This is a genomic window from Sorangium sp. So ce426, from assembly GCF_051475585.1.
Lineage (GTDB): Bacteria > Myxococcota_A > Polyangia > Polyangiales > Polyangiaceae > Sorangium > Sorangium cellulosum_B.
In genome coordinates, this window is sequence record NZ_CP150341.1 from 2,755,926 (window position 1) to 2,775,730 (window position 19,805).

The 19,805-nt window shown below is 69.9% G+C and carries 13 protein-coding genes; 4 read left to right on the forward strand and 9 right to left on the reverse strand.

The window, feature by feature from the left end; genetic code table 11:
* Positions 1-4: 4 nt before the first annotated feature.
* Positions 5-1,021 (reverse strand): ABC transporter substrate-binding protein, encoded by a 1,017-nt coding sequence (locus WMF44_RS10580; protein WP_437298998.1) that lies wholly within the window; start codon positions 1,019-1,021, stop codon positions 5-7.
* 539 nt (positions 1,022-1,560) lie between these two features.
* On the opposite strand from WMF44_RS10580, the gene WMF44_RS10585 reads away from it, so the two are divergent.
* On the forward strand, positions 1,561-4,365 hold the full coding sequence (locus tag WMF44_RS10585) for a hypothetical protein (protein WP_437298999.1): 2,805 nt from the start codon (positions 1,561-1,563) through the stop codon (positions 4,363-4,365).
* 97 nt (positions 4,366-4,462) lie between these two features.
* Here the strand turns inward: WMF44_RS10585 and WMF44_RS10590 are convergent, their stop codons facing one another.
* The 7 genes from WMF44_RS10590 to WMF44_RS10620 all read right to left on the reverse strand — a co-directional run bounded on the left by WMF44_RS10590 (position 4,463) and on the right by WMF44_RS10620 (position 10,401).
* Positions 4,463-5,029: a hypothetical protein gene (locus WMF44_RS10590; RefSeq protein WP_437299000.1), complete on the reverse strand. Its 567-nt coding sequence runs from the start codon at positions 5,027-5,029 to the stop codon at positions 4,463-4,465.
* A 43-nt stretch (positions 5,030-5,072) separates the two neighbouring features.
* Entirely contained in the window at positions 5,073-6,230 is a 1,158-nt protein-coding gene (locus tag WMF44_RS10595) for a hypothetical protein (RefSeq protein WP_437299001.1), read from the reverse strand.
* A 212-nt stretch (positions 6,231-6,442) separates the two neighbouring features.
* A complete protein-coding gene (locus WMF44_RS10600) occupies positions 6,443-6,823 on the reverse strand; it encodes a PIN domain-containing protein (RefSeq protein WP_437299002.1) in 381 nt (126 codons plus the stop codon).
* Positions 6,810-7,070 (reverse strand): AbrB/MazE/SpoVT family DNA-binding domain-containing protein, encoded by a 261-nt coding sequence (locus WMF44_RS10605; protein WP_437299003.1) that lies wholly within the window; start codon positions 7,068-7,070, stop codon positions 6,810-6,812. The genes WMF44_RS10600 and WMF44_RS10605 overlap by 14 nt, the downstream gene beginning before the upstream one ends.
* A 620-nt stretch (positions 7,071-7,690) precedes the next feature.
* Positions 7,691-7,975: a hypothetical protein gene (locus WMF44_RS10610; RefSeq protein WP_437299004.1), complete on the reverse strand. Its 285-nt coding sequence runs from the start codon at positions 7,973-7,975 to the stop codon at positions 7,691-7,693.
* A 43-nt stretch (positions 7,976-8,018) separates the two neighbouring features.
* Positions 8,019-9,050 carry an AraC family transcriptional regulator gene (locus tag WMF44_RS10615; RefSeq protein WP_437299005.1) on the reverse strand — a complete coding sequence of 344 codons (1,032 nt, stop codon included), beginning with the start codon at positions 9,048-9,050 and terminating at the stop codon, positions 8,019-8,021.
* Between the two features lie 118 nt (positions 9,051-9,168).
* Positions 9,169-10,401 (reverse strand): hypothetical protein, encoded by a 1,233-nt coding sequence (locus WMF44_RS10620; protein WP_437299006.1) that lies wholly within the window; start codon positions 10,399-10,401, stop codon positions 9,169-9,171.
* Between the two features lie 499 nt (positions 10,402-10,900).
* On the opposite strand from WMF44_RS10620, the gene WMF44_RS10625 reads away from it, so the two are divergent.
* Together WMF44_RS10625 and WMF44_RS10630 are read left to right on the forward strand one after the other, a co-directional pair.
* Positions 10,901-12,295 carry a sigma 54-interacting transcriptional regulator gene (locus tag WMF44_RS10625; protein WP_437299007.1) on the forward strand — a complete coding sequence of 465 codons (1,395 nt, stop codon included), beginning with the start codon at positions 10,901-10,903 and terminating at the stop codon, positions 12,293-12,295.
* Between the two features lie 33 nt (positions 12,296-12,328).
* Positions 12,329-15,571, forward strand: a complete 3,243-nt coding sequence (locus WMF44_RS10630; protein WP_437299008.1) for a serine/threonine-protein kinase — start codon at positions 12,329-12,331, stop codon at positions 15,569-15,571.
* Here the strand turns inward: WMF44_RS10630 and WMF44_RS10635 are convergent.
* Positions 15,560-17,071: a hypothetical protein gene (locus WMF44_RS10635; RefSeq protein WP_437299009.1), complete on the reverse strand. Its 1,512-nt coding sequence runs from the start codon at positions 17,069-17,071 to the stop codon at positions 15,560-15,562. The two genes, WMF44_RS10630 and WMF44_RS10635, sit on opposite strands and share 12 nt — an antisense overlap.
* Positions 17,072-17,861: 790 nt before the next feature.
* Between WMF44_RS10635 and WMF44_RS10640 the strand changes: the two genes are divergently transcribed.
* Positions 17,862-19,763, forward strand: a complete 1,902-nt coding sequence (locus WMF44_RS10640) for a hypothetical protein (protein WP_437299010.1) — start codon at positions 17,862-17,864, stop codon at positions 19,761-19,763.
* Positions 19,764-19,805 lie beyond the last annotated feature (42 nt).

Genomic DNA, 19,805 nt, shown 5'->3' on the forward strand with positions numbered 1-19,805 from the left:
GCGGTCACTCGCGGCTCGTGGCGGGCGGCAGGAAGGACGAATCGAAGATGTTGTCGATGTCCGGGCGGCGCCCCAGCTGCCCGTCCTGGACGAGAAAATCGATGTGCTTGTTGACGAGCGGGGCCAGCGACGTGGGGTCGTTGTTCGGTGCGAACCGCTGTCGGACCTCTTCCAGCGAGAAGAGCTCGTATCCGTCGATGCTGATGTCCGTGACCGGGATCTTCAGCGCCTTCGCGATGATCTCGTTGCCCTCCTGCGGGTGGGCCTTCCAGAACTCGACGGCCTGGAACCAGCCCCGGATGAAGGCGCGGACGTCGTCCGGCCGGTCGCGCAGCACCGTGCCTCGGAACATCATGAAATCGGCGAACAGCCCGGGCGTCTCCTTGCTGGAGAAGATCGGCCTGGCGCCGGACTTCGCCGCCTGCGTCACGTAGGGCTCCCAGGTGTGCCCGGCCTGGATCGTATTGTTCGCCAGGAACGGGGCGACGTCCGTCTCGCTCACGTTGACCAGCGTCACGTCGTCGATGGCGAGGCCGTTCCTCTCCAGCATCTCGCCGACCAGCATTTCGCCCAGGGCGCCGGTCTTGGCCGCGATCTTCTTCCCCTTGAGATCCGAGATCCTCTCGATCTCCGGCCGCGCCATGACGACGTCGGCGCCCGCCGTCTGGCCGAGGTAGAGGACGACCCGCGCGTCCGGCTCCCTCGCGAGGACGCGCACGACGACCTCCATGGTCCAGGGCAGGCCGTCGACTTTCCCTGCGGTAAAATCGGAGATCATGCCGTACAGGTCCGGGTTGAAGAGGAGCTCGACGTCCACGCCCTGCTGGTCGAAGAAGCCCTTCTCTTCGGCGATCGACATCGGGAAGTACCCGACCCAGTAGCCGTGGCTGACGCGGAGCGGCGGCCGTGCCTCCTTGCTCCGATCGCCGCGCGAGGGCTCCGGCTGGCACGCCGAGGCGAGCAGGGAAAGCGCCGTCACCGCGAGCCAGCCGATCGTCCGTCGCACAGCCGATGTCTTCATGGTCTCTCGGGGCTCCTTCCCGGGATCGTGGAGAGGGCGCGTCAAGCGGGCGGCGCTCGACGTGCGCGCGAGGCGCTGGCGGGAGAACGCGCGCGGCGGGGGTCCGGGGGCTATCCTCTCTCCACGCAGCGCCGCGCGGGCAGCGCGCGCCCCGCGTGGCGACGCGGCAGCGCGCGATGCCGGCCGATCGATCGACCGGCGCCGAGACGACGGCCCGACTGCGAGGCCCCCCTGCATGTTGCGCAGCCTACCATGAACCGCCGCGGCGCCGCGATGCTCTGCGACCGGATCACGGCGATCCGGGGGGCCGCCTCGAGGTCGCCGGCGCCGTCTGCCCGGCTGGACTGCCTCGCACCGTCGCGAGACCTCGGTAGGTAGCTCGGCGCAGGTGTGCCGAAGGCATCGATTGCTGAAGCAAAACCATTGCGATATTGCAATGCGAGCCGGCCACGACTACCCTTAAACTCAGCCTTCGCGTCTTATCGTCTGCTTGCCATTCGAAATCAGTTGAAGAGAACCCCACTCATCGGAGGTGACTCATGGCCTCGTACTTTGTCGTGCGCGACGTCCTCTCCCGTCTCGTCGCGGCGTCGGCGCTGCTCGTCGCCCTCGCGGCGGGCCGATCCGCCGAGGCGGCGTCGTCTTTCACCCTCTTCGAGAGCGGCCATGTGCGTCCGCTCGCGCTCTCGCCCGACGGAAAGCTGCTATTCGCCGTGAACACGCCCGACAACCACCTCGAGGTGTATCGGGTCAAGGATCAGGGTATCGAGCACCGCGCCTCCATCCCCGTCGGCCTCGAGCCGGTGGCCGTGGCGGCGCGGAGCGATACCGAGGTCTGGGTCGTCAACCACCTGTCGGACAGCGTGAGCGTCGTCGAGCTGACCCAGGGGGCGCGCTCGGGCCGGGTCGTGCGGACGCTGCTCGTGGGCGACGAGCCGCGCGATATCGTGTTCGCGGGTCCTGGAAGGCGCCGCGCGTTCATCACGACGGCGCACCGCGGGCAGAACATCCCGTTCGATCCCCAGCTCACGACCCCCGGCGTGGGCCGGGCGGACGTATGGGTCTTCGACGCCGATCACCTCGGGTCGACGCTCGCCGGCGCGCCCCTCACGATCGTCACGCTGTTCAGCGATACCCCGAGGGCGCTCGCGGTGACGCCGGACGGCAGCAAGGTGTATGCGGCGGCCTTCCACTCCGGGAACCGCACCACCGCGCTCCACGAGGGCATCATCCCGAACGGCGGAGAGGCGGCGGGGGGCGTGCCCGGGCCGGCCACCAACGCGGAGGGGATCCCGCACCCGGAGACGGGGCTCATTGTCAAGTTCAATGGCTCCCACTGGGTGGACGAGCTGAACCGCGTCTGGGACGGCTCCGTCCGGCTCTCGCTGCCCGACAAGGACGTGTTCGTCATCGACGCGAACGCGAACCCGCCGAGGCAGCTGCCCGGCGCCGCCGGGTTCTACACCGGCGTCGGCACCGTCCTCTACAACATGGCGGTCAACCCGGTCAGCGGGAAGGTGTACGTGTCGAACACCGAGGCGCGGAACGAGAAGCGCTTCGAGGGGCCCGGGATCTTCGCCGGCCAGACGGTACGAGGCCACCTGCACGAGAGCAGGATCACCGTCCTCGGCCCGGCGGGCAGCGTCAAGCCGAGGCACCTCAACAAACACATCGATTACGACGCGTGCTGCGCCCCGGTCCCGAACGCCGAGAACCAGAAGAGCCTCGCCCTCCCGCAGCAGATGGCCGTCACGAAGGACGGCAAGACGCTGTACGTGGCGACGATAGGCTCGTCCAAGATCGGGGTGTTCAGCACCGCCGCCCTGGAGAACGACACCTTCGTGCCGAGCGCCTCCAAGCAGATCCCGGTGCCCGGCGGCGGCCCGACGGGGCTCCTGCTCGACGAGGCGCGGCGGCGCCTGTACACGATCACGCGCTTCGACAACGCGATCTCGATCCTCAGCACGACGACCAAGTCCGAGATCGCGCACGTGCCGATGCACAACCCGGAGCCGCCGAGCGTTGTCGCCGGCCGCCGGTTCCTCTACGACGCGTCGTTCGAGTCGAGCCACGGCGACTCGTCGTGCGCGAGCTGCCATGTTTACGGCGATTTCGACAGCCTGGCCTGGGATCTCGGCAATCCGGACGGCGTTGTCGCCGACATCCCGGGGCCGTTCGAGTCCCACCCGCTGGATTTCGGGATACCCGACACCCACCACCCGATGAAGGGGCCGATGACGACGCAGAGCCTCCGCGGGATGGCGAACCACGGGCCCATGCACTGGCGCGGCGATCGCACCGGCGGCGATGAGGAGCCGAGCGCGCACCCGGACAGCGGGACGTTCGACGAGGTGACGGCGTTCATGGAGTTCCAGGCCGCGTTCACGGATCTCCTGGGGAGGAGCGAGTTCATCCCCGAGACCGACATGCAGGCGTTCGCCGATTTCATCCTGCAGGTCACCTATCCGCCGAACCCGATCCGGGCGCTGGACAACTCGCTCACCCCGGCGCAGCAGGCCGGGCGCAGCTTCTTCTTCAACAACGTGTCCGACTTCAGCGAGGAGGGCACCTGCGTCTCGTGCCATGTGCTCGACCGCCACGCGAACGAGGAGTTCGGCGTCGACGCGCCGGGCTTCTTCGGCGGCGATGGCCGGTACACGTTCGACCTGGAGACCGAGGCCTTCAAGTCGCCGCACTTCCGCAATCTGTACCAGAAGGTCGGCATGTTCGGGATGGCGAACAACGAGCTCTTCCCGGGCAGCGACGCGCACATGGGCGACCAGGTCCGCGGCTTCGGCTTCAACAACGAAGGGGGCGTCCCGACGCTCTTCCGCTTCGTGAGCTCGGCGACCCCCGACATGGGGTTCAACCAGTCGCCGCTCACCCCGGGCGGGTTCCCGCCGGGGCCGGAGGGCGACGTGATGCGGCGCGAGGTGGAGCAGTTCCTGCTCGCGTTCGACAGCAACCTGGCGCCGATCGTCGGGCAGCAGGTGACGCTCACCCGGCACAACGCGGCCGTGGTCGGGCCGAGGATCGATCTGCTCCGCGCGCGGGCCGATGCAGGGGAGTGCGATCTGGTGGTCAAGGGATCACACGACCACGAGGCGGCCGGGTTCCTCTACGTCGGCGCGGGCCTGTTCGTCGGCGACCGGCTCTGCGACGCGCCGATCCGCGACGCGGCGCTGCGGCACCGGGCCTCGCGCAACCGGGGCGAGCTCACGTACACGTGCGCGCCGCCGGGCTCGGGGGTGCGGATGGGGCTGGATCGCGACGGCGACGGCTTCCGCGACGGCGACGAGGAAGACGAGGGCAGCGACCCGGCGGACCCGTCGAGCACGCCCTGAGGGTCGCGCCGCGCCCCCGCTCGCGCGACTGCCCACCTCATGAAACCGCTGCTCGTCGCTCGGCGTGGCCCGGCGACGAGCAGCGCGAGGGGCGGCGCTACCCCGCCGGCCGGAGCCGGAACGCGCCGCAGTCGGGGTGTTCGATGCGTCCGGCGAAGAGCGAGCCGTCGAACGCGAGGTCGCCCTTCATGCCCACGGTGACGTAGTTGGGCGGGCGATCGAGCCAGGCGCCGGGCGAGAACGATGCCGTCCGCGTCTCGGCGTCGTAGCGGCCGCTCATGAGGTATTTGCCGGCGGCGCCGGACTCGGCATGATGAAAGCCGAACACGGCCTTGATCCTGTCGCCCTTGACCTCCAGGATCCGGAACGTCATCTCGGTCGTGCCCTGCGGGCAGTCGTAATCGCCGATCCAGGTCCGCGTCCGCTCGAACGGGTTGTCGCCGGGGAACTCCTCCGGCACCCAGCCGTCGGCCGCCGCTGTCGCCGCCGCCGGGGGCGGATCCTGGAGGACGATGTAGATCGTCTCGGCGGCGGGCGGCGGCTCCGGCGCGCGCGGCTCGGCCAGCGTGGGCGCGGGGCCGCATGCGGCCAGCAGGAGGGCCGCGCATGCGGCGCAGCGCAGGGCCGAGCGCCGTCGGGGGGAGGGGGCGTTCGCGGTACCCATGCGCGGGAGGGTACCATGGAGAGGGCCGAGCGCGGAGCGTGCTTCAGCGGCGGCAGCCGATGCGCTCGGTCGCGACGACGACATCGTCGTAGAGGATGGTGTGTGTGTCGGAGACGGTCATGCCGAGCTCTTCCATCTCCGCTCGCCGGCGCGCGTCGGAGTCGCGCTCGTAGTAGGCGTCGAGCATGAAGCTCTTGAAGCGCACGTCATCGCTCGATCGGAAGTCGAAGCCACCGAACGGCTCGGGCGGCGTGCACGCGCTGAAGTCGCACCCTTCCGTGTGGAACTGGGCGCGGAGCCAGGTGCCGTCGGGGTAGCCGGGGCGGTAGTCGCCGATCGCCACGCCGTCGATCCAGAACGCGAGCGCGCCGTCGCTCTGGCCGACCGTGTTGGCGCGCGCGTGCATCTCGACGCAGAACCATCGGTCGCGCGGGAACGGCGCTTGATCCGGCGGCTGGAAGACGTTGCCGTAGTAGTACGTCGTGCCTTGATCGCCGGCGCAGCCAGGGGTGGCGGTCCCGTCGTTGCAGCGCCCGGAGCGCATCTTGTACCAGTAGGCGTAGAAGTTGAAGACGTCGTCGGTGGTCGTGTCGAAGTCGAACCAGAAGCCCTCGTCTCCTGGCGGCACCGTGTTCGCGCGGCCGCTGCTGTCCCAGCTCTCGGTGCCCGCCGCCATGCGCACCCAGTGGTGCGGGTTCGGGGCGAGCTCGGGGAAGCGCACATGGAAGCGCCAGTAGAGCGCGTCGACGCGCTCATGGGTGACCCACGTGGACGACGAGATGTACGTCTCCTCCGCCAGATCGGCGGTCGTCACGGTCGAGCGGAGGTAGCCTTGCCCGGCGTGGGCCGTGGCCGGGTCGGTCTCGATATGAAGGTAGCGCGTGTCGGCGGTGGGCCCGTCCCAGCGCCCCCAGCCCTGCTCGAAGTCGTCGTGGAAGAGCACGGCCGGGTCACCGGCGAGTTCCACGTCGTCCGGGTAGCGCTCGCTCAGCGTGCCGGACGGCGACGTGTCGCCGCCGCCCTCGCCGCCATCGCTCGTTCCGCCGCCGCCCCCGCTGCCATCGCTGGTTCCGCCGCCGTGAGGGCCCGCCGAGGAGGATGTGTCCGGCTGTGCGCCGCCGTCACCGCTGGAGCTCGACGTGGAGTCGCAGGCGGCGAGGATCAGCGCGATCACCAGGGGAAATTGCAGATGGTTCTTCATCCTTCCACGCTACCCGCAGCTCCGCCGCCTGCGCGAGCGCCCGAGGAAAAAATGCGGAAGACCCGGTGGCGGGCGGTGTAGGTTCTCTGTCCGGCGAGCCGAGGTCGGGACCAGGGGAAAGAGGACCTCGATCTGTCGGTCTGTCGCGGCCCGAAGCGCCGCCGGCCGCCACGGCCCGTTCGGCTACACGTGCTCGCCGATGGGCGATGTGATCATAGCTTCTGAGCGCCTTGCAGTTTCCCGAGTCCGCGATCGAAGGTCCCAAGTGGAACGTGGCCTGCTGCGCGTGCGACTTCGAGGATCAGACAATCGGAGAAGCCCAGGCCGGGGTGCTCGCGGAACTGCGCGACGGCCGCCCTTACCACGCCGGCGTCCTGGACCACCATGCATTTGTGGTCCAACAGCATCTCTACTCCGTTCCCGATCTGCTCCGGCGCGACGCCGTACACGGAGTCCAGGACCCAAACGGCTTCCATGAGCACGAGATGTGAGATCCATGCTCCTGTCTCCACGAAGGCCTCGGCAGCAGCGAGTTGCTTTGCGTCGTCGCGTGCCAGCAAGCGAACGAGGACATTCGTGTCAACGGCGCGCATGGCGGGCCCTCATGCGCTGCCTGATGCCTTCCTTGAGATCCTCAAGGCTTCGCGGCTGGGGTTCCCGCGAGAACAGCGCCTGGTGAAGGTCCTCGAAGCTGTGCCGACCAACGCGCCGCACGGTGATTCGATCACCGTCGGCGTCCCATTCCAAGATCGAACCTGGCACCAGCTCGAGGCGCTTGCGCACCTCGGCGGGAACCGAGATCTGCCCCTGAGCCGTTACCCTGGATTGCGCGAGCTTCATGCTGGCACAGTACCACGGTAATGAATCCCGAGCAAGGACGGTCGCTCGGCCCGTCGATGAGCCCGGCCGGAGGCGACGACCCGCATCCTCCCCATGAAACATCGGACGGAATGCCTCCGAGGATGCCCCGATCGTCCCGCCCGAGGGCCTCCGCCGGCTCAACGCCCCGACGAACACTCGCGGAGCGAAGCGACGCCGGGTTCATCGATAGGCTGGGCAGCTCCTTCTTACGTGTGATGCGGATAGCTCATCTCTGCGCCGCGCGGATGTGTGCGAGAGCGTCGGGCATCGTGTCGAAGATGCAGGCCGGACTGACAGCCATGGCGCAAAGATGGTCATCTGCACCTGGTGACCGAATCCACGCGGTGGGACCGCTCCGCTGGATGAGGGGGGCGAAGAATGGATGGAAATGGGTGCCCATCGATCGGAAGTTCGAAAAGTCGACGATGAGGGGCTCATCCACAGGGATGGCAGAGAGCACCTCGCGAATGGCGTCGGCCGCATCGGGGCTCCAGCCCAGACGCCCGAAAATCCGGAGAATACGCGGCGGCCCCGGCTGCACTTTGAGCGGGAGCCCCGAGCCACGCAAGTAGCCGAACAGGTTCTCCAGCGCTGCTACACTACTTGACGCCGAGGACGCCGGCCACGGTCTCTCCGCGATATCCATGAAAGAGGATCGGCAAGACGGCCGACGTGTTGACGAGCCTCACGTGCCCCTGCTGCATGTGCGCGCGCGAGTAGCGGAGCTTACCCTCCTCCAGGGCCGAGAGCTCTTCACCGACCGATTCGAACAGCGCGGCCGCCAGCACGTAGTTCTTCTCCGCGAACATTCGCCCGGCGAGCCGCCGCCGATCCTCGGCAGGCAGCGCTGAATACCCTTCCTTGTACGCCGACGACTCGCTCATCCGATCTGCTCCATCACCAATGGCACCTGCGGCTCGCCCCCGCTCACGTCCCCTGATTGCCCGCAGCCCCCCTCGCGCCCCGGAGCTCGCGTGGAGGGCAGCCGAACCAGCGCCGGAACGCGTGGGTGAACGCGGTCGTGTCGGAGAAGCCGAGCCGGAGCGCCGTCTCGGTCACGCTGCTCCTCGCCAGCAGGTCGGCCGCGCGGTCACGGCGCACCTCCTCGACCAGCTTCCGGAAGCTCGTCTGCTCGACCGCCAGGCGCCGGCGCAGCGTCCGCTCCGTCGTGCCGAGGGAGCGAGCCACGTCGTCGACCGTCGGGATCGCGCCCTCGGCGCTCGAGAGCGCGCGGACGAGCTGGTGCCGCACGCCGTCGGCGATCGACGGCGGCGCGAGCTGCTCGCAGAGGGCGCTCACGCTCCGGCACAGGTACTCCCATAACCTCCGGTTCGCTCCCGCAGGCACCATGTCGAGGACGTCGCGGCGGAACACCATCCCGTCCCAGGGCGCGTCGAACCGCACGGGGCAACGGAAGAACTCCACGTGCGCAGTCCGGCGCGGCGGCGCCGCATGGCGGAAGCTCACCTCCAGCGGCGTGAGGTCGTCGCCCGCCATCTGCCGCAGACAGCCGAGGTTCTGCGCCAGCGCTGTCTCGTTGGAGAGGCGGTGCCCCAGCGTGAGCGGCCGCAGGCGATGCCACCGCACCTCGGCGCGCTTCGCGCTCTCGACCGTCTCCCATCGTCCCGAGTCGGTCAGGAGCGCGCTGTACCGCGCCGCGGTGTCGAGCGCATCGCGGATGGAGGGCGCGGTCATGATCGCGAAGCCGAGCACATGCAGGTCCTCCACCCTCGCCCGCTGCGCGACGCGGATCGGCAGCGACGGGTCGTCCAGCGTCTGACCCAGATACGTCCACAGATCGAGCAGCCGGTCGATCTCGATGCGCCGCTCGGGATCGGCCGCGAGCGGCGGCAGGCGCGCGGCGCGCTCCATCGCGCCCAGCCGGATGCCGTCGCGGAGCCCGAGGTCGACGACCAGCCTGGCCACGGACGTCATCACGGTGGGCAGCGGGCGGTGCATGCGCCCGCGATCATGCAGGATCCGCACCGGCGGTCGCTCGCCGGTGTTCGGCGCGGCGCGAGAGCGCGGGGGGCGAGCGCGCTCTGACGCGCCGATCAGGGCGCAGGCACCGCGGGCGTCAGGGGCTGGTGAAGCCGAGGAGCCCGTGGCCGACGAGGAGGGTCGTGATGTTCGGAGGCAGGGAGGCGGCGTTCGCGGGGGCCGCCCACCCTTCGCGCATCAGCGCCGTCCGGATGCGCGAGATCGGGGAGGCCTGGTGGGCCTCCTGAAGCAGCTTCATCGCCTCGGCCGGGATGGTCAGCGTGCCATCACCTCCCAGCGCGACGCATTGAATCTCGACCTGCTTGCGCGCGGGCGGGGGCATCGCGAACGGCGACGCGCCCTCGACGTCGCCGTCCGTGCTGGTGAGGCGCACGATCGTGGCCTGCGCCGGCCCGCAGCTGCCCCCCGGGCCGCCGCAGCCGAGCGTCAATGGGCTGCCGTCGAGCGGCACCGCGACGAGGGCGGCCGCCGACGCCGTGTCGGGGGTGAACGCCTCGCCGGCCACGATGGGCGCGCTGTCGGGGAAGTCGAAGGCCATCTCGCCGCCGGGCGAGATGCCCACGACGACCTCGTCGCCGCCCTCGATCGGGTTGGTGGGGTTGTTCGGAACGGGCCCCGCCCCGGCGAGGACGGTGTACTCGGCCGCGAAGGCTTCCTCCGCCGCGCCCTGATTGACCACGATCGCCGTCGTGCTCGACTCCACGGCGACGATGGGGAACGCGCCCTGGTTCTTCGCATTCGCCGCGCCGGTGACGCGCAGGTAACGGCCGACGTCGGCCGCGGAGAACGTCGCGCCCTCGATCGTGTAGGCCGCGGTCCCCGCCTGCCCCGGGGCGACGCTCGCCTGTCCGGCCCCCGTCGACGTCGGGCACACATAACCCGAGCCGGCGAAGCGGCACGCGATGGGCCCGCCTTCGAGGCCGGCAATCGTGATCTCGCCTTGATCCGTCAGCGCCGGTGGCGGGCTGTCCTCCGTGTCGTAGACCCACGCCTTGCATCCTTCGACTTGCCCGGGCCTCTCCTCGTAAGTAGGAGGCCTGGACGCGGTGAACAGGACTTGCACCGTGAGGCCGTGGCCCGCTTGAGGCACCCCTTGAATCGATATCTCCTGGATAGAGATGATCCCGTTGTGCGTCGCGACCGGGGCGCAGCGGTCCGAGCCGCCTTCACCGGAGCTCGAGGAGCCGCCCTCGCCGGAGCTCGAGGAGCCGCCTTCACCGGAGCTCGAGGAGCCGCCCTCGCCGGAGACCGACGAGCCGCCGTGCCCTGCGCTCGTCGAGCTGCCGCCGGCGCCGTCATCATCCGGCATGGGGCAGCATCCTGCGACCGCGAGGGTGGTGGCGAGCGCGAGGGCCATTGAGCCCCTCCTTGAATTTCGCGACAGTTCCATTCGACCGATCATGGCTTTGAGCCTCCACGCGTCCGGCGAGGCGCGACGCGCGCCTCCGCGGCTGGACATGAGGCAGATGTAGCGATTGGCCTCAGGGGCAGCCTGGTCGCGCCGGCCAGGGAGTTGGTCGAATCGGCCAGACGATGGCCTCGCGATGCGCTCCGCTCGCCGCGTCGAGGCCTTCCGAGCTTCCCCGAACGATCCCTCGCGACGAACGCGCGCAGCGCGGACGACGGGTCGGTCGAGCCCCCCGCCCGGATGCTCCTGTGCGCCGTGCGAGGTGCTCGCGGCGTTCCTGGTCGATCGGTGAGCAGACGCAGCGCACGCCCGCGGACGATGATCAACCCGCGTGGCAGCCGCTCGGAATGCCGCCCGTGGCATATTGACCGCGTCTGCCCGACTGGGTACGACTGGGTTCGTGCCTGGTGAACCTGATCAACGAACGCTATCCGCCACGGGCGGACAGCTGTATCTGGAGAAATCAGGCAACGGCAGCTTTTTGTTTCTGATCGCGGACAGCCATCGGCCGCTCGCGTCGTCGGCGCGCATCGCCCTCGATGACGTGGAGGAGGTCGTTATCGGCCGCGGCAATGCCCGGAGGCTCGAGGTCGCGAACAGCGGCTCACGCCGGCGCGTCGAGATCCGGCTCGACGACCCCTGGCTCTCGTCGAAACATGCGCGGATCATGCGGGTCCTCGGCCGGTGGTGCTTCGAGGATTGCGGCTCCAAGAACGGCAGCATCCTCAATGGGGCGCCGAGGAAGCACGCCGAGCTCGCGGAGGGCGACGTGCTCGAGCTGGGTCGCACGTTCTTCCTCTACCGCGCGGCGATTCCCCGCGGCGCCGAGCAGGTCACGCTGCTGGAAGCGTCGAGCCTCGCCGCGCACGTCCCCGGGCTGCTCTCCCTCATCCCGTCGCAGCTCGAGATGTTCGAGCAGCTCAGGGTGGTGGCGGCCTCCACCATCCCCGTGCTGATCCAGGGCGAGACGGGCACCGGCAAAGAGGTCATGGCGCGCGCCATCCATTCGCTCTCGGGCAGGCCGGGCGCGTTCGTGGCGATCAACTGCGGCGCGCTGCCGCGGGATCTCGTCGAAGGCGAGCTCTTCGGGCACAGGAAGGGCGCCTTCTCCGGGGCCACCGAGGATCGCCCCGGGCTCGTGCGCAGCGCCGATCGCGGCACGCTCTTCCTCGACGAGATCGGCGACCTGCCCCTGTCCGCCCAGGTGGCCTTGCTCCGCGTGCTCCAGGAGCGCGAGGTGCGCCCCGTCGGCGGCACGCGCTCGATCGCCGTGGACCTCCGCGTCGTGGCGGCCACCCACAGGCCGATCGAGCGCATGGCGGCGTCGGGCGACTTCCGCTCCGACCTGCTCGCGCGCCTCTCCGGTCACGCCGTCGAGCTCTCGCCGCTCCGGGCTCGCCGGGAGGACCTCGGCCTCATCCTCGGCGCGATCCTCCGGCGCGCCGACGCAGAGCGCGCCGAGCACATCCAGCTGCACCCGCGCGCGGCGCGCGCCCTCGTCACGTACGGCTGGCCGCTCAACGTGCGCGAGCTCGAGCAGTGCATCACGACCGCGGCGGTGCTGGCGCAGCGAGGCACGATCGAGCTCGATCACCTGAACAGCGCCCTGAGGCGCAACGCCGTAGGCGCCGCGGAGCAGGGGGACGATCCGACCCGGCCCGAGGAGCTCAAGGCGCTCCTGCGCGCGCACAGCGGCAACATCGCTGGCGTGGCGCGCGCCATGGGCAAAGCCAGGATGCAGATCCATCGCTGGTTGAAGCGCTACGAGATCGACCCCGATGAGTTCCGCCACTGAGGTGCTGCGCCGCGGCTGCGGCGTGAGGCGGGCATGACGCCGGACACCGTCGTCGCGGCTCGCTACCGCGTCCTGCGCCGCCTGGGCGCGGGCGCGATGGGCGCTGTCTACGAGGTGATCGACCTCCAGACGGAGCGCCGGCGGGCGCTCAAGGTGATGCACCCGCACACGGTCGATCGCGCCGACCTGAGGGAGCGATTCGCGCTGGAGGCCCGCGTGTCCGGCCAGGTCGACAGCCCCGCGCTCGTCGACGTCGTCGACGCGGGCGTCGATGACGCCACGGGGACTCCATTCCTCGTGATGGAGCTGCTCCGGGGGGAGACCTTGAGCGAGCGGCTCGCGCGCGCGGGCGGCCACGCGCCGGAGGAGGTGCTCGTCTATCTCGCTCAGGCCGCGCCGGCCATCGACAAGATGCACCAGCTCGGCATCGTCCACCGCGACCTGAAGCCGAGCAACCTGTTCCTGGAGCAGCGAGAGAACGACGCCCCGCGCATCAGGATCCTCGATTTCGGCGTGGCGAAGGTGCTGCGCGAGGGCGCGACGCGCGGCTCGACCGGCGCGGCCGGGACGCCGATCTACATGGCGCCGGAGCAGTTCCAGAACGGCAGGATCACACGATCCGCCGATATCTACGCGCTCGGCATGATCGCGTTCACGCTCCTCGTCGGCAGGCCCTACTGGGAGGACGAAGTGGCCATTGGCGACAGCCCCGTCGCCTTCGCGCTCGTCGCGCTGCAGGGCCCCAAGGAGCCTGCGTGCGAGCGCGCCGCGCGGTACGGCGTGACGCTGCCGCCCGCGTTCGACGCGTGGTTCGCGCGCGCCACGGCGCTCGCGCCGGGCCAGCGCTTCCCGACCGCGGGCGCCGCCGTGGGGGCGCTCGCGCGAGCGCTCGGCGTGCCGGGCTACGAGCTGCCAGCACAGCAGGCCGCCGGGGCCGAGGCGCGCGAGGGGACGCCACCCGTCGACGAGCAGTCGACGTGGACCGACACGTTCCAGTCCGACGGGCATCGGGGCGGGAGCGAGGCAGCGGGACGAACGGACCCGGTGGCCGCCGGCGCAGGGGGGCCCGGCCCCGCGCCGCCTCGCTCCGAGCCCGAGAGCGGCGCGCCGAGCGCGAGCTCCGCTCGGCAGCCGCGGGCCATCGTGCATCGGTCGCGCCGGTGGCGCTGGATCGCAGCCTCGAGCGTCGCGCTGGCCGCCATGGGCCTGGGCGCCGCCCGCTGGGTGTTCCCTCACCGGCAAGCGCCTGCTCCTCCACCCGCCGTCCTGCGATCTCCGCTGGAGCCCGACAGCGCGGTGCTCGCCTGTCCGATCCTGGAGGCCTCCGGGGTCGAGGAGCCGGCCGGGTGGCTGGGAGCGGCCGCGGCGGCGACGTTGTGCGAGCGGGCTCGGGTCCTCCTCGGAGGCCGCGCGGCGCGCACGCTGGTCCCTGCGGAGCTGCTCTCGCTCCCGCGGCCGCACGCGGACACGGCGCCGATCGATCCCTATGCCGGGCCGGAGGCTCGCGCGCAATCGCTGGACGCGGCGCGCAGGAGGGGAGCGGCCTATGTGGACGGGGCGATCGTCCTGGAGCCGTCCCGCGCCTTTCGGCTCACGGTCACGCTGCGGGCCGCCGACGGCAGGGAGCTCGCGTCCTCGGTCGGGAGGGCGAGCGCGCTCTATGAAGCCGTGAGGAACGCCATGGAGCCCTGGGTCGATGCGGGGGTGTTGCCAAAGGCCCAGCGCCTCGACGACGCCGTGGCCGATTACTCGAGGGCGCGCACGGTCGACGGGGCGCTGGATCTGCTCGACCTGACGCTGGCCATGACCCACAACGCCGGCGGGCTCCGACAGGAGTGCGCCCGGTTCGAGGCGCGCGGCGGCGGGCTCGCGGAGATGGGGCCAGGAGAGCGCTTCCGCTGCGCCTACACGCTCGGCGAGCCCGCGCCTGGGGTCGCGCTCCCACCGGCCAGCGCAAACGCCTCACCGGGTGAGCTCGCCGCGCGCGCCCGCGTCGATCTCATGATGCGGCGTACCGTCGACCCGACGGCCGTGGCGGAGCTCCAGCGCCTCCATGATCGCGAGGCGTCGGCCTGGGGACGCTCGACCCTCGCGGCGACGATATCCTGCCTGCTGCCGTCGCCCGACGAGAAGCGCGCCACGGAGAGGACGACGCTCGCCAAGGACATGGCGTTCAGCGCGGTGCAGGCCGAGCCGAAGAACCCGATCGGGGAGTGGTGCGCGCCCTGGGTGCAGCTGGCGACGGTGACGCACGGGACCCCGAGCGCGGCGAGCGCGTTGCAGGGAATGCGGGCCTGGATGCCGTGGGAGGCGTATGGGTGGCTGTTCGAGGACTCCGGCCCTGCAGCGGCCGAGGCTCCCGCGCGGCAGGCGCGCGCGCGCGCCCTCACGTTCGCGCGGCGTGCCTATGTCCTCTCGCCCCTGGACATGAATGTGGCCGACACGCTCGTCGAGCGGCTCCTCCAGGAGGGAGCGCGCCAGGAGGCGCGCGGGATAGCGCTCGCGGTGGGCCAGGGAAGCCAGGTGCTGCACAAGGTCGGCGGCGAGCTCCTCCTCCTCCGCGTCGAGGCGAGCGAGGCCGGCGTCGGCGCCGCCCTCGAGCGAGCGAGGCGCGCGATGGCCATTTCCCCCGGCGATTCCGGGTTTGTTCGCGTGCAACGCCTCCAGATCGCCTGGCGCGCGCTGGAGCTCGCGCTCGTCCTCGGGCGTGAGCGCGAGATCGCCGACCTCATCGTGTCCCGCTTCCTCGACCCGGAGCCGCCCCTCCTCGAGGGCACCCACATCAGCGTCCCGCTCCGCATGGGCGCCGTCTGCGCCCGCGCCAGCCGGGCGGTGTCGCGGCGCTGCTTCGAGCGGCTTCGCGAGCTCCGGGTCAGGTTCCCGGAAGGCGAGCTGCCGAACACGGAGAGCTTCATCACGGGCGCCGAGCGTCATGCCAGCGGAGACCGGAGGGGCGCCGCGCTGGCGTGGCGCCCGCTGCTGCAGGAGCCTGAGCCGTTCGTCGAGGTGCTCGGCGACGCCATGATCGCGACGTATGAGCGCGAGGGGGAGCACGAGCTCGTGGACCGGCTGGAGCAGGCGATCCCGGACGACAGCGAGGCCCTGAACGGCGCGAGCCTGAAGACGGTGCGCGAGGCGGAGCGCGCGGCGAGGCGCGGGGACAGGCAGAGGGCCCTCGCGCTCGCCCAGCAGGTGATCAAGGCCTGGTCTGCGGTGGACGCCCCTGTCCCGGCGGTCGAGTCGATGAGGCGGCTCGCGGCGAGGCTACCTGAGTGAACGGTCGATCACCCAGCCTTTGAACGAAGAGGAGCACCCGGAATCGCTCCTGAGATCGCATGGATGGTTCAAGTAGACCGTGACGGGGTATCTCCAGTTCGCGCCCGCCTCATCACACGGCGTGTAGATGGCTCGCCTGCCGCCAGCAGACCTGGTGCAGGCGCCCGGGTTCCCATTGAAAGGCGAGCATGCCTTCGGCTCATGGACGAAGCACTGCGCGGCCGCATCGGGCGCAGGGAGCGCGCAGAGCCTGTCGGCGAGGTTCGCCGCCCCTTGATCCCAGTCCTCGCCATAACACGCGTACTGCTTGTCGAAGAGCACCCCGTCGGGCCGAGCATCGCTGGGCACCGAATCGAAGATATTTCCATAGAACGCGCCCTCGCGGTACCTGAACAGCTCCGCCTCCTTCGCCGGATACCTCACGCCATCGCCCGAGCCTTCGAATTTTACATCGACCGCAAAATTTCGCTCCGACAGCATCACGCTGAAGTAGCCGACCTGTTCGAAGGTGGAATTCGCCTCATCAACAAGGCCTGCGCCAGCAGGGCCATTCGCGGGGCACGTGAACTCGACCGTATCGCCAGGACCGTCGAGCGTGTCGCTCTTGATGTGCTTGATGTACCTGCTCCGAGGATCTGCCGCGGCGTAGTCCACATGGTTGCATCCATGGATGCCCGCGCATACACGCACGAACACCGGAGATGGGCGGGCGTGGGCCGAGTTGAGCTTGAGCTTGACCGTCCTCGGCCCGGTATCGCCTGATCTCTGGGCCAGGCACTGGCCGACGTAGCGCGCCGACCACCCGCAGTCGCTCGTCGCCTGATCCGGTCTGCCGACAGGGTTGCAAGCGGCGAAGCTCTCGATCACCGTGGCCTCGCCCGTGCTGGTGTTCCGCTCGCGAGACCTTGTCTCGGCGGGGACCTTGTCATGGAGCGCGACGAGATCCTCCGGGCCGCGCATGGATACGACGACCACCTTGTTGAGCGCGTTCACCCGGGCGAGCACGCCGGCGGAGACCGCTTGCAGGCATTCCGGGGATGGAAGGTCGTTGAACCAGTCCCCGAGCGGTCCCCCGCCGGCGCATGCCCCGATGTGCCCGCTCCACTCGTAGCGCTTGTTCCCCACGCGGGCCGACACCTTCTGGCCTTCCTTCAGGGCAAACGATACGATGTAGTGCATCAGCTGGACGGCGCGAGGCTCCAGCGTCGGGTCCTGCGTGCTGAAAGGCTTGACATCGTCGAGCTTCAGGCTGTTCAGCCTGCTCACCTTGAGGCGCTCGAGCAATTCGCTGTTCGCGCGGAGCGCCTCCGCGCTGATGCCGTTCTTGGGCATGCCGTTGTGAGGCAGCTGCCCCGGGGGAGCGACTGGCTCTGTTGGCCCACCCGTGGACGCCGGCGTCACGGGCCCTTTGGGGTTCACCGTGACGACGCACCCGCCGCACCCCAGGAAAGAACCCACGCCGATGCAGGCCAGCGCCATGTACAAACGGCTTACGGTCACAGGCATTCTCCTTCTCCTGAACTCGAGTCGCGAGGTGAGCGCTCCTCGTCGGCGCGCATCCTTGCACGGACGCGCGGCGGTTGGCCAGCTGGCCCCATCGATGCTGAATGGTTCTTGCCGCCGCCGAGGCATCTTTCGTGCCACGGTGTACGCTGCGCGGCATTGCCCACCAGCGTGGCTGGAGCCTGGTTCTGACCGCGGGCGGCACGTTCGCCGTCCCATCGAGGCAGCGCCGAGCGCCGGCGCGGTGAGCCCCGCCTGGCGCGCCCAGCGCCTGCGATGAACCGGGGTGTTACGCCGGTGATACACCGTGTTGCGCTGCGGAGAAACGCGCCGCGCACGTGTCCCCGCAACAGGTCGGGCGCCCCGCTGTTGCACCGCGCGGCGCGGAGCCAGCGGGGCGTCACAGGACGGCGACGGTGACCGATGCGCCGGGCCGGCGGTCCGTTTCGGCGTGAAGCCACGAACGATGCGCCGCGATGGAACGGCACGTCCGGCCCTCCGGCATCACCCCGTCGAGGCGCGGGTGTCCGCGTCTGGCACGTGCTCGAAGGGCCAGCGCTGGCGACGCGCGATCGTCCGTCCGGTTGGCACCGGAGCTGCAATACCGGCGAGCGTCTGCCCGACCGGGCGGTCAGGCGCCCGGATGGCCATCTCTCGGCCCGGGATGCGTGGCCAGGGGCGGGGGAGACGTCCAGCTCTGCGTGAGGATTGCAGACGTCTGGATCTTCTCGTCACGCGCGGGCGCCTTTCGCGCCGCGCGCACCAACGACCAGCGATGGAGAATTCCATGAAGAATCGAACGATAGGCGCGGCGTTGACCTGCGCCCTGCTGTTGACCGCCTGCGGCGCCGAGCCGGAAGAGCCGGAGCTCGCCGGATCGAACAGCGACTCGCTCATCGTGGCGCCCTCCAGGCGGGCGCCCAAGGTCGATCAGCTGTACCTGCGGCTCGCGTCGGATGGCGTCGGGGTGCTCTCCCTCGAGTTCGCGCCGAGCGACCGCAAGCGTGTGCTCGAAGAGAACAAAGGCGCGGCGTTCCAGATGAGCCTCGATGCGCGCGAGAAGGCGGTCACCTTCAACGACTCGGGGATGAAGCCGGATCTCAAGGCCGGAGACGGCTTGTTCTCCGCCTCGGTCCCCATCGACCTGGAGCGGCTGAGCCAGATCAACAGCGAGATCTCGAAGCTCAAGACCCGCACGCTCCAGACGTTCGAGCCGGGGTCGCGTTTCGCCGCCAAGCCCATCGAGATCGCGCAGACCAACGCGATCGACATCGAGGCGCTGAAGAAGGGCGCGACCATCCGTTTGCCCAACCTCGCGGAGCTCGGCCCCTTGCGCACGCTCGGCGGCGTGACCACGGCCGCCATCAACCCGCAGAAATCGCTGCTGATCCGTTCGCTGCCGGTGATCGAGGACCCGGCGCGCACCATGAACCCGTGCGACGCGATCGCCGCGAACGCCCCGCTCAAGAAGTGGACCTTCGGCTACCTGATGGAACAGATGGCCATCGGCTCCGGGCTCACCGCGAGCCAGTTCGTCGAGCAGTGGCTGGCTTCCTGGCGCACCCAGCAGATCGTCAACGCCAGCTCGGGGAGCCTGGTCCTCGACGCGACGAGCGCGGCCGCCGCGGCGAACGTGGACAGCATGATCATCAACCCCTGGCGCCAGCGGAGCGGCGGGGGCGCGTTGAACCTCAGCATCGCGCCGTTTCGGCTGCAGGCCATCCTGTATCGCCCCGACCTCGCGCAGAGCTCGCCCTACCTCGGCGGGGCTGCCGGCAACAACGGCGGCGAGCTCCGCTTCGTGTTCGGCCTGATGGAGGTCCGCGACGGCAATCGTGACGGCGATGCCAGGGACGGCGTGGACACCTGCCAGCCGATCGAGGCGGCGGCGATCTTCGAGTACGGAGTGCCCATCACGAGCTGCGGCGACATCAAGGACTGGGCGAACAAGTGGGTCAACCTGAGCGCCCTGCTCCCCGGCGACCCCACCTACGGCACGTCGCTCGAGGCGCTGACCGAGCAGGTGGTGAGGAACGGCGCCGCGCCGGGCAACCCCAACCAGAACGCGCTCAACCAGCTGCGCACGAACGAGATCGATCTCACGGGGATCTGGCAGATGCGCGAGTTCGTGATCCGCCCCGGGAGCGGACCTCTGCAACAGACCACCACCAAGAACAACCCCCGCGAGCACCAGGCGAGCTTCACGTCGGTCCCGGGCACGACCCCGGCGCCGATCGATCTGAACGGCAGCGACGCGCTGCTCACGGAGATCCTGGCATCCATGAGCCCCGGCTACACGATGCCCGAAGACCGCGGCGGCGTGCCCTTCATGGGCGGCGCGTCGACCTACAACGCCGGGACCTTCTGGGATCACAAGGAGCTGGACACGCCGGCGGAGCTCGAGGCGCGCTTTCGGTTCTCGTCCAACACGTGCAGCGGCTGCCATACGGGCGAGACGGACACGCTCTTTTACCACATTCGCCCCGCGGGGCCCGGCGGCGTCCCCAGCATCTCGGCCTTCCTGCAAGGTCCGTTGACGGTGACGGACAACCGTGGGCTCACCCATTCGTTCGCGGAGATGGACAACCGCAAGCAGGCTCTCGCGAGCCTCGCGAACCAGTCGTGTTCGTTCCGCATTGGAATCCCACCCTTCCAGGTGTTGCGGCTGCCGCTGCTCAGCGTCCACTGAACCGCGATGAGCGCGGGGCCCGCGGCGACCGAACGCGCCGCC

Excerpts from the sequence above, each read along its gene's own strand:
- WMF44_RS10580 (WP_437298998.1), bottom strand. The coding sequence starts at position 1,021 with ATGAAGACATCGGCTGTGCGACGGACGATCGGCTGGCTCGCGGTGACG.
- WMF44_RS10585 (WP_437298999.1), top strand. The coding sequence starts at position 1,561 with ATGGCCTCGTACTTTGTCGTGCGCGACGTCCTCTCCCGTCTCGTCGCG.
- WMF44_RS10590 (WP_437299000.1), bottom strand. The coding sequence starts at position 5,029 with ATGGGTACCGCGAACGCCCCCTCCCCCCGACGGCGCTCGGCCCTGCGC.
- WMF44_RS10595 (WP_437299001.1), bottom strand. The coding sequence starts at position 6,230 with ATGAAGAACCATCTGCAATTTCCCCTGGTGATCGCGCTGATCCTCGCC.
- WMF44_RS10600 (WP_437299002.1), bottom strand. The coding sequence starts at position 6,823 with ATGCGCGCCGTTGACACGAATGTCCTCGTTCGCTTGCTGGCACGCGAC.
- WMF44_RS10605 (WP_437299003.1), bottom strand. The coding sequence starts at position 7,070 with ATGAAGCTCGCGCAATCCAGGGTAACGGCTCAGGGGCAGATCTCGGTT.
- WMF44_RS10610 (WP_437299004.1), bottom strand. The coding sequence starts at position 7,975 with ATGAGCGAGTCGTCGGCGTACAAGGAAGGGTATTCAGCGCTGCCTGCC.
- WMF44_RS10615 (WP_437299005.1), bottom strand. The coding sequence starts at position 9,050 with ATGCACCGCCCGCTGCCCACCGTGATGACGTCCGTGGCCAGGCTGGTC.
- WMF44_RS10620 (WP_437299006.1), bottom strand. The coding sequence starts at position 10,401 with ATGCCGGATGATGACGGCGCCGGCGGCAGCTCGACGAGCGCAGGGCAC.
- WMF44_RS10630 (WP_437299008.1), top strand. The coding sequence starts at position 12,329 with ATGACGCCGGACACCGTCGTCGCGGCTCGCTACCGCGTCCTGCGCCGC.
- WMF44_RS10640 (WP_437299010.1), top strand. The coding sequence starts at position 17,862 with ATGAAGAATCGAACGATAGGCGCGGCGTTGACCTGCGCCCTGCTGTTG.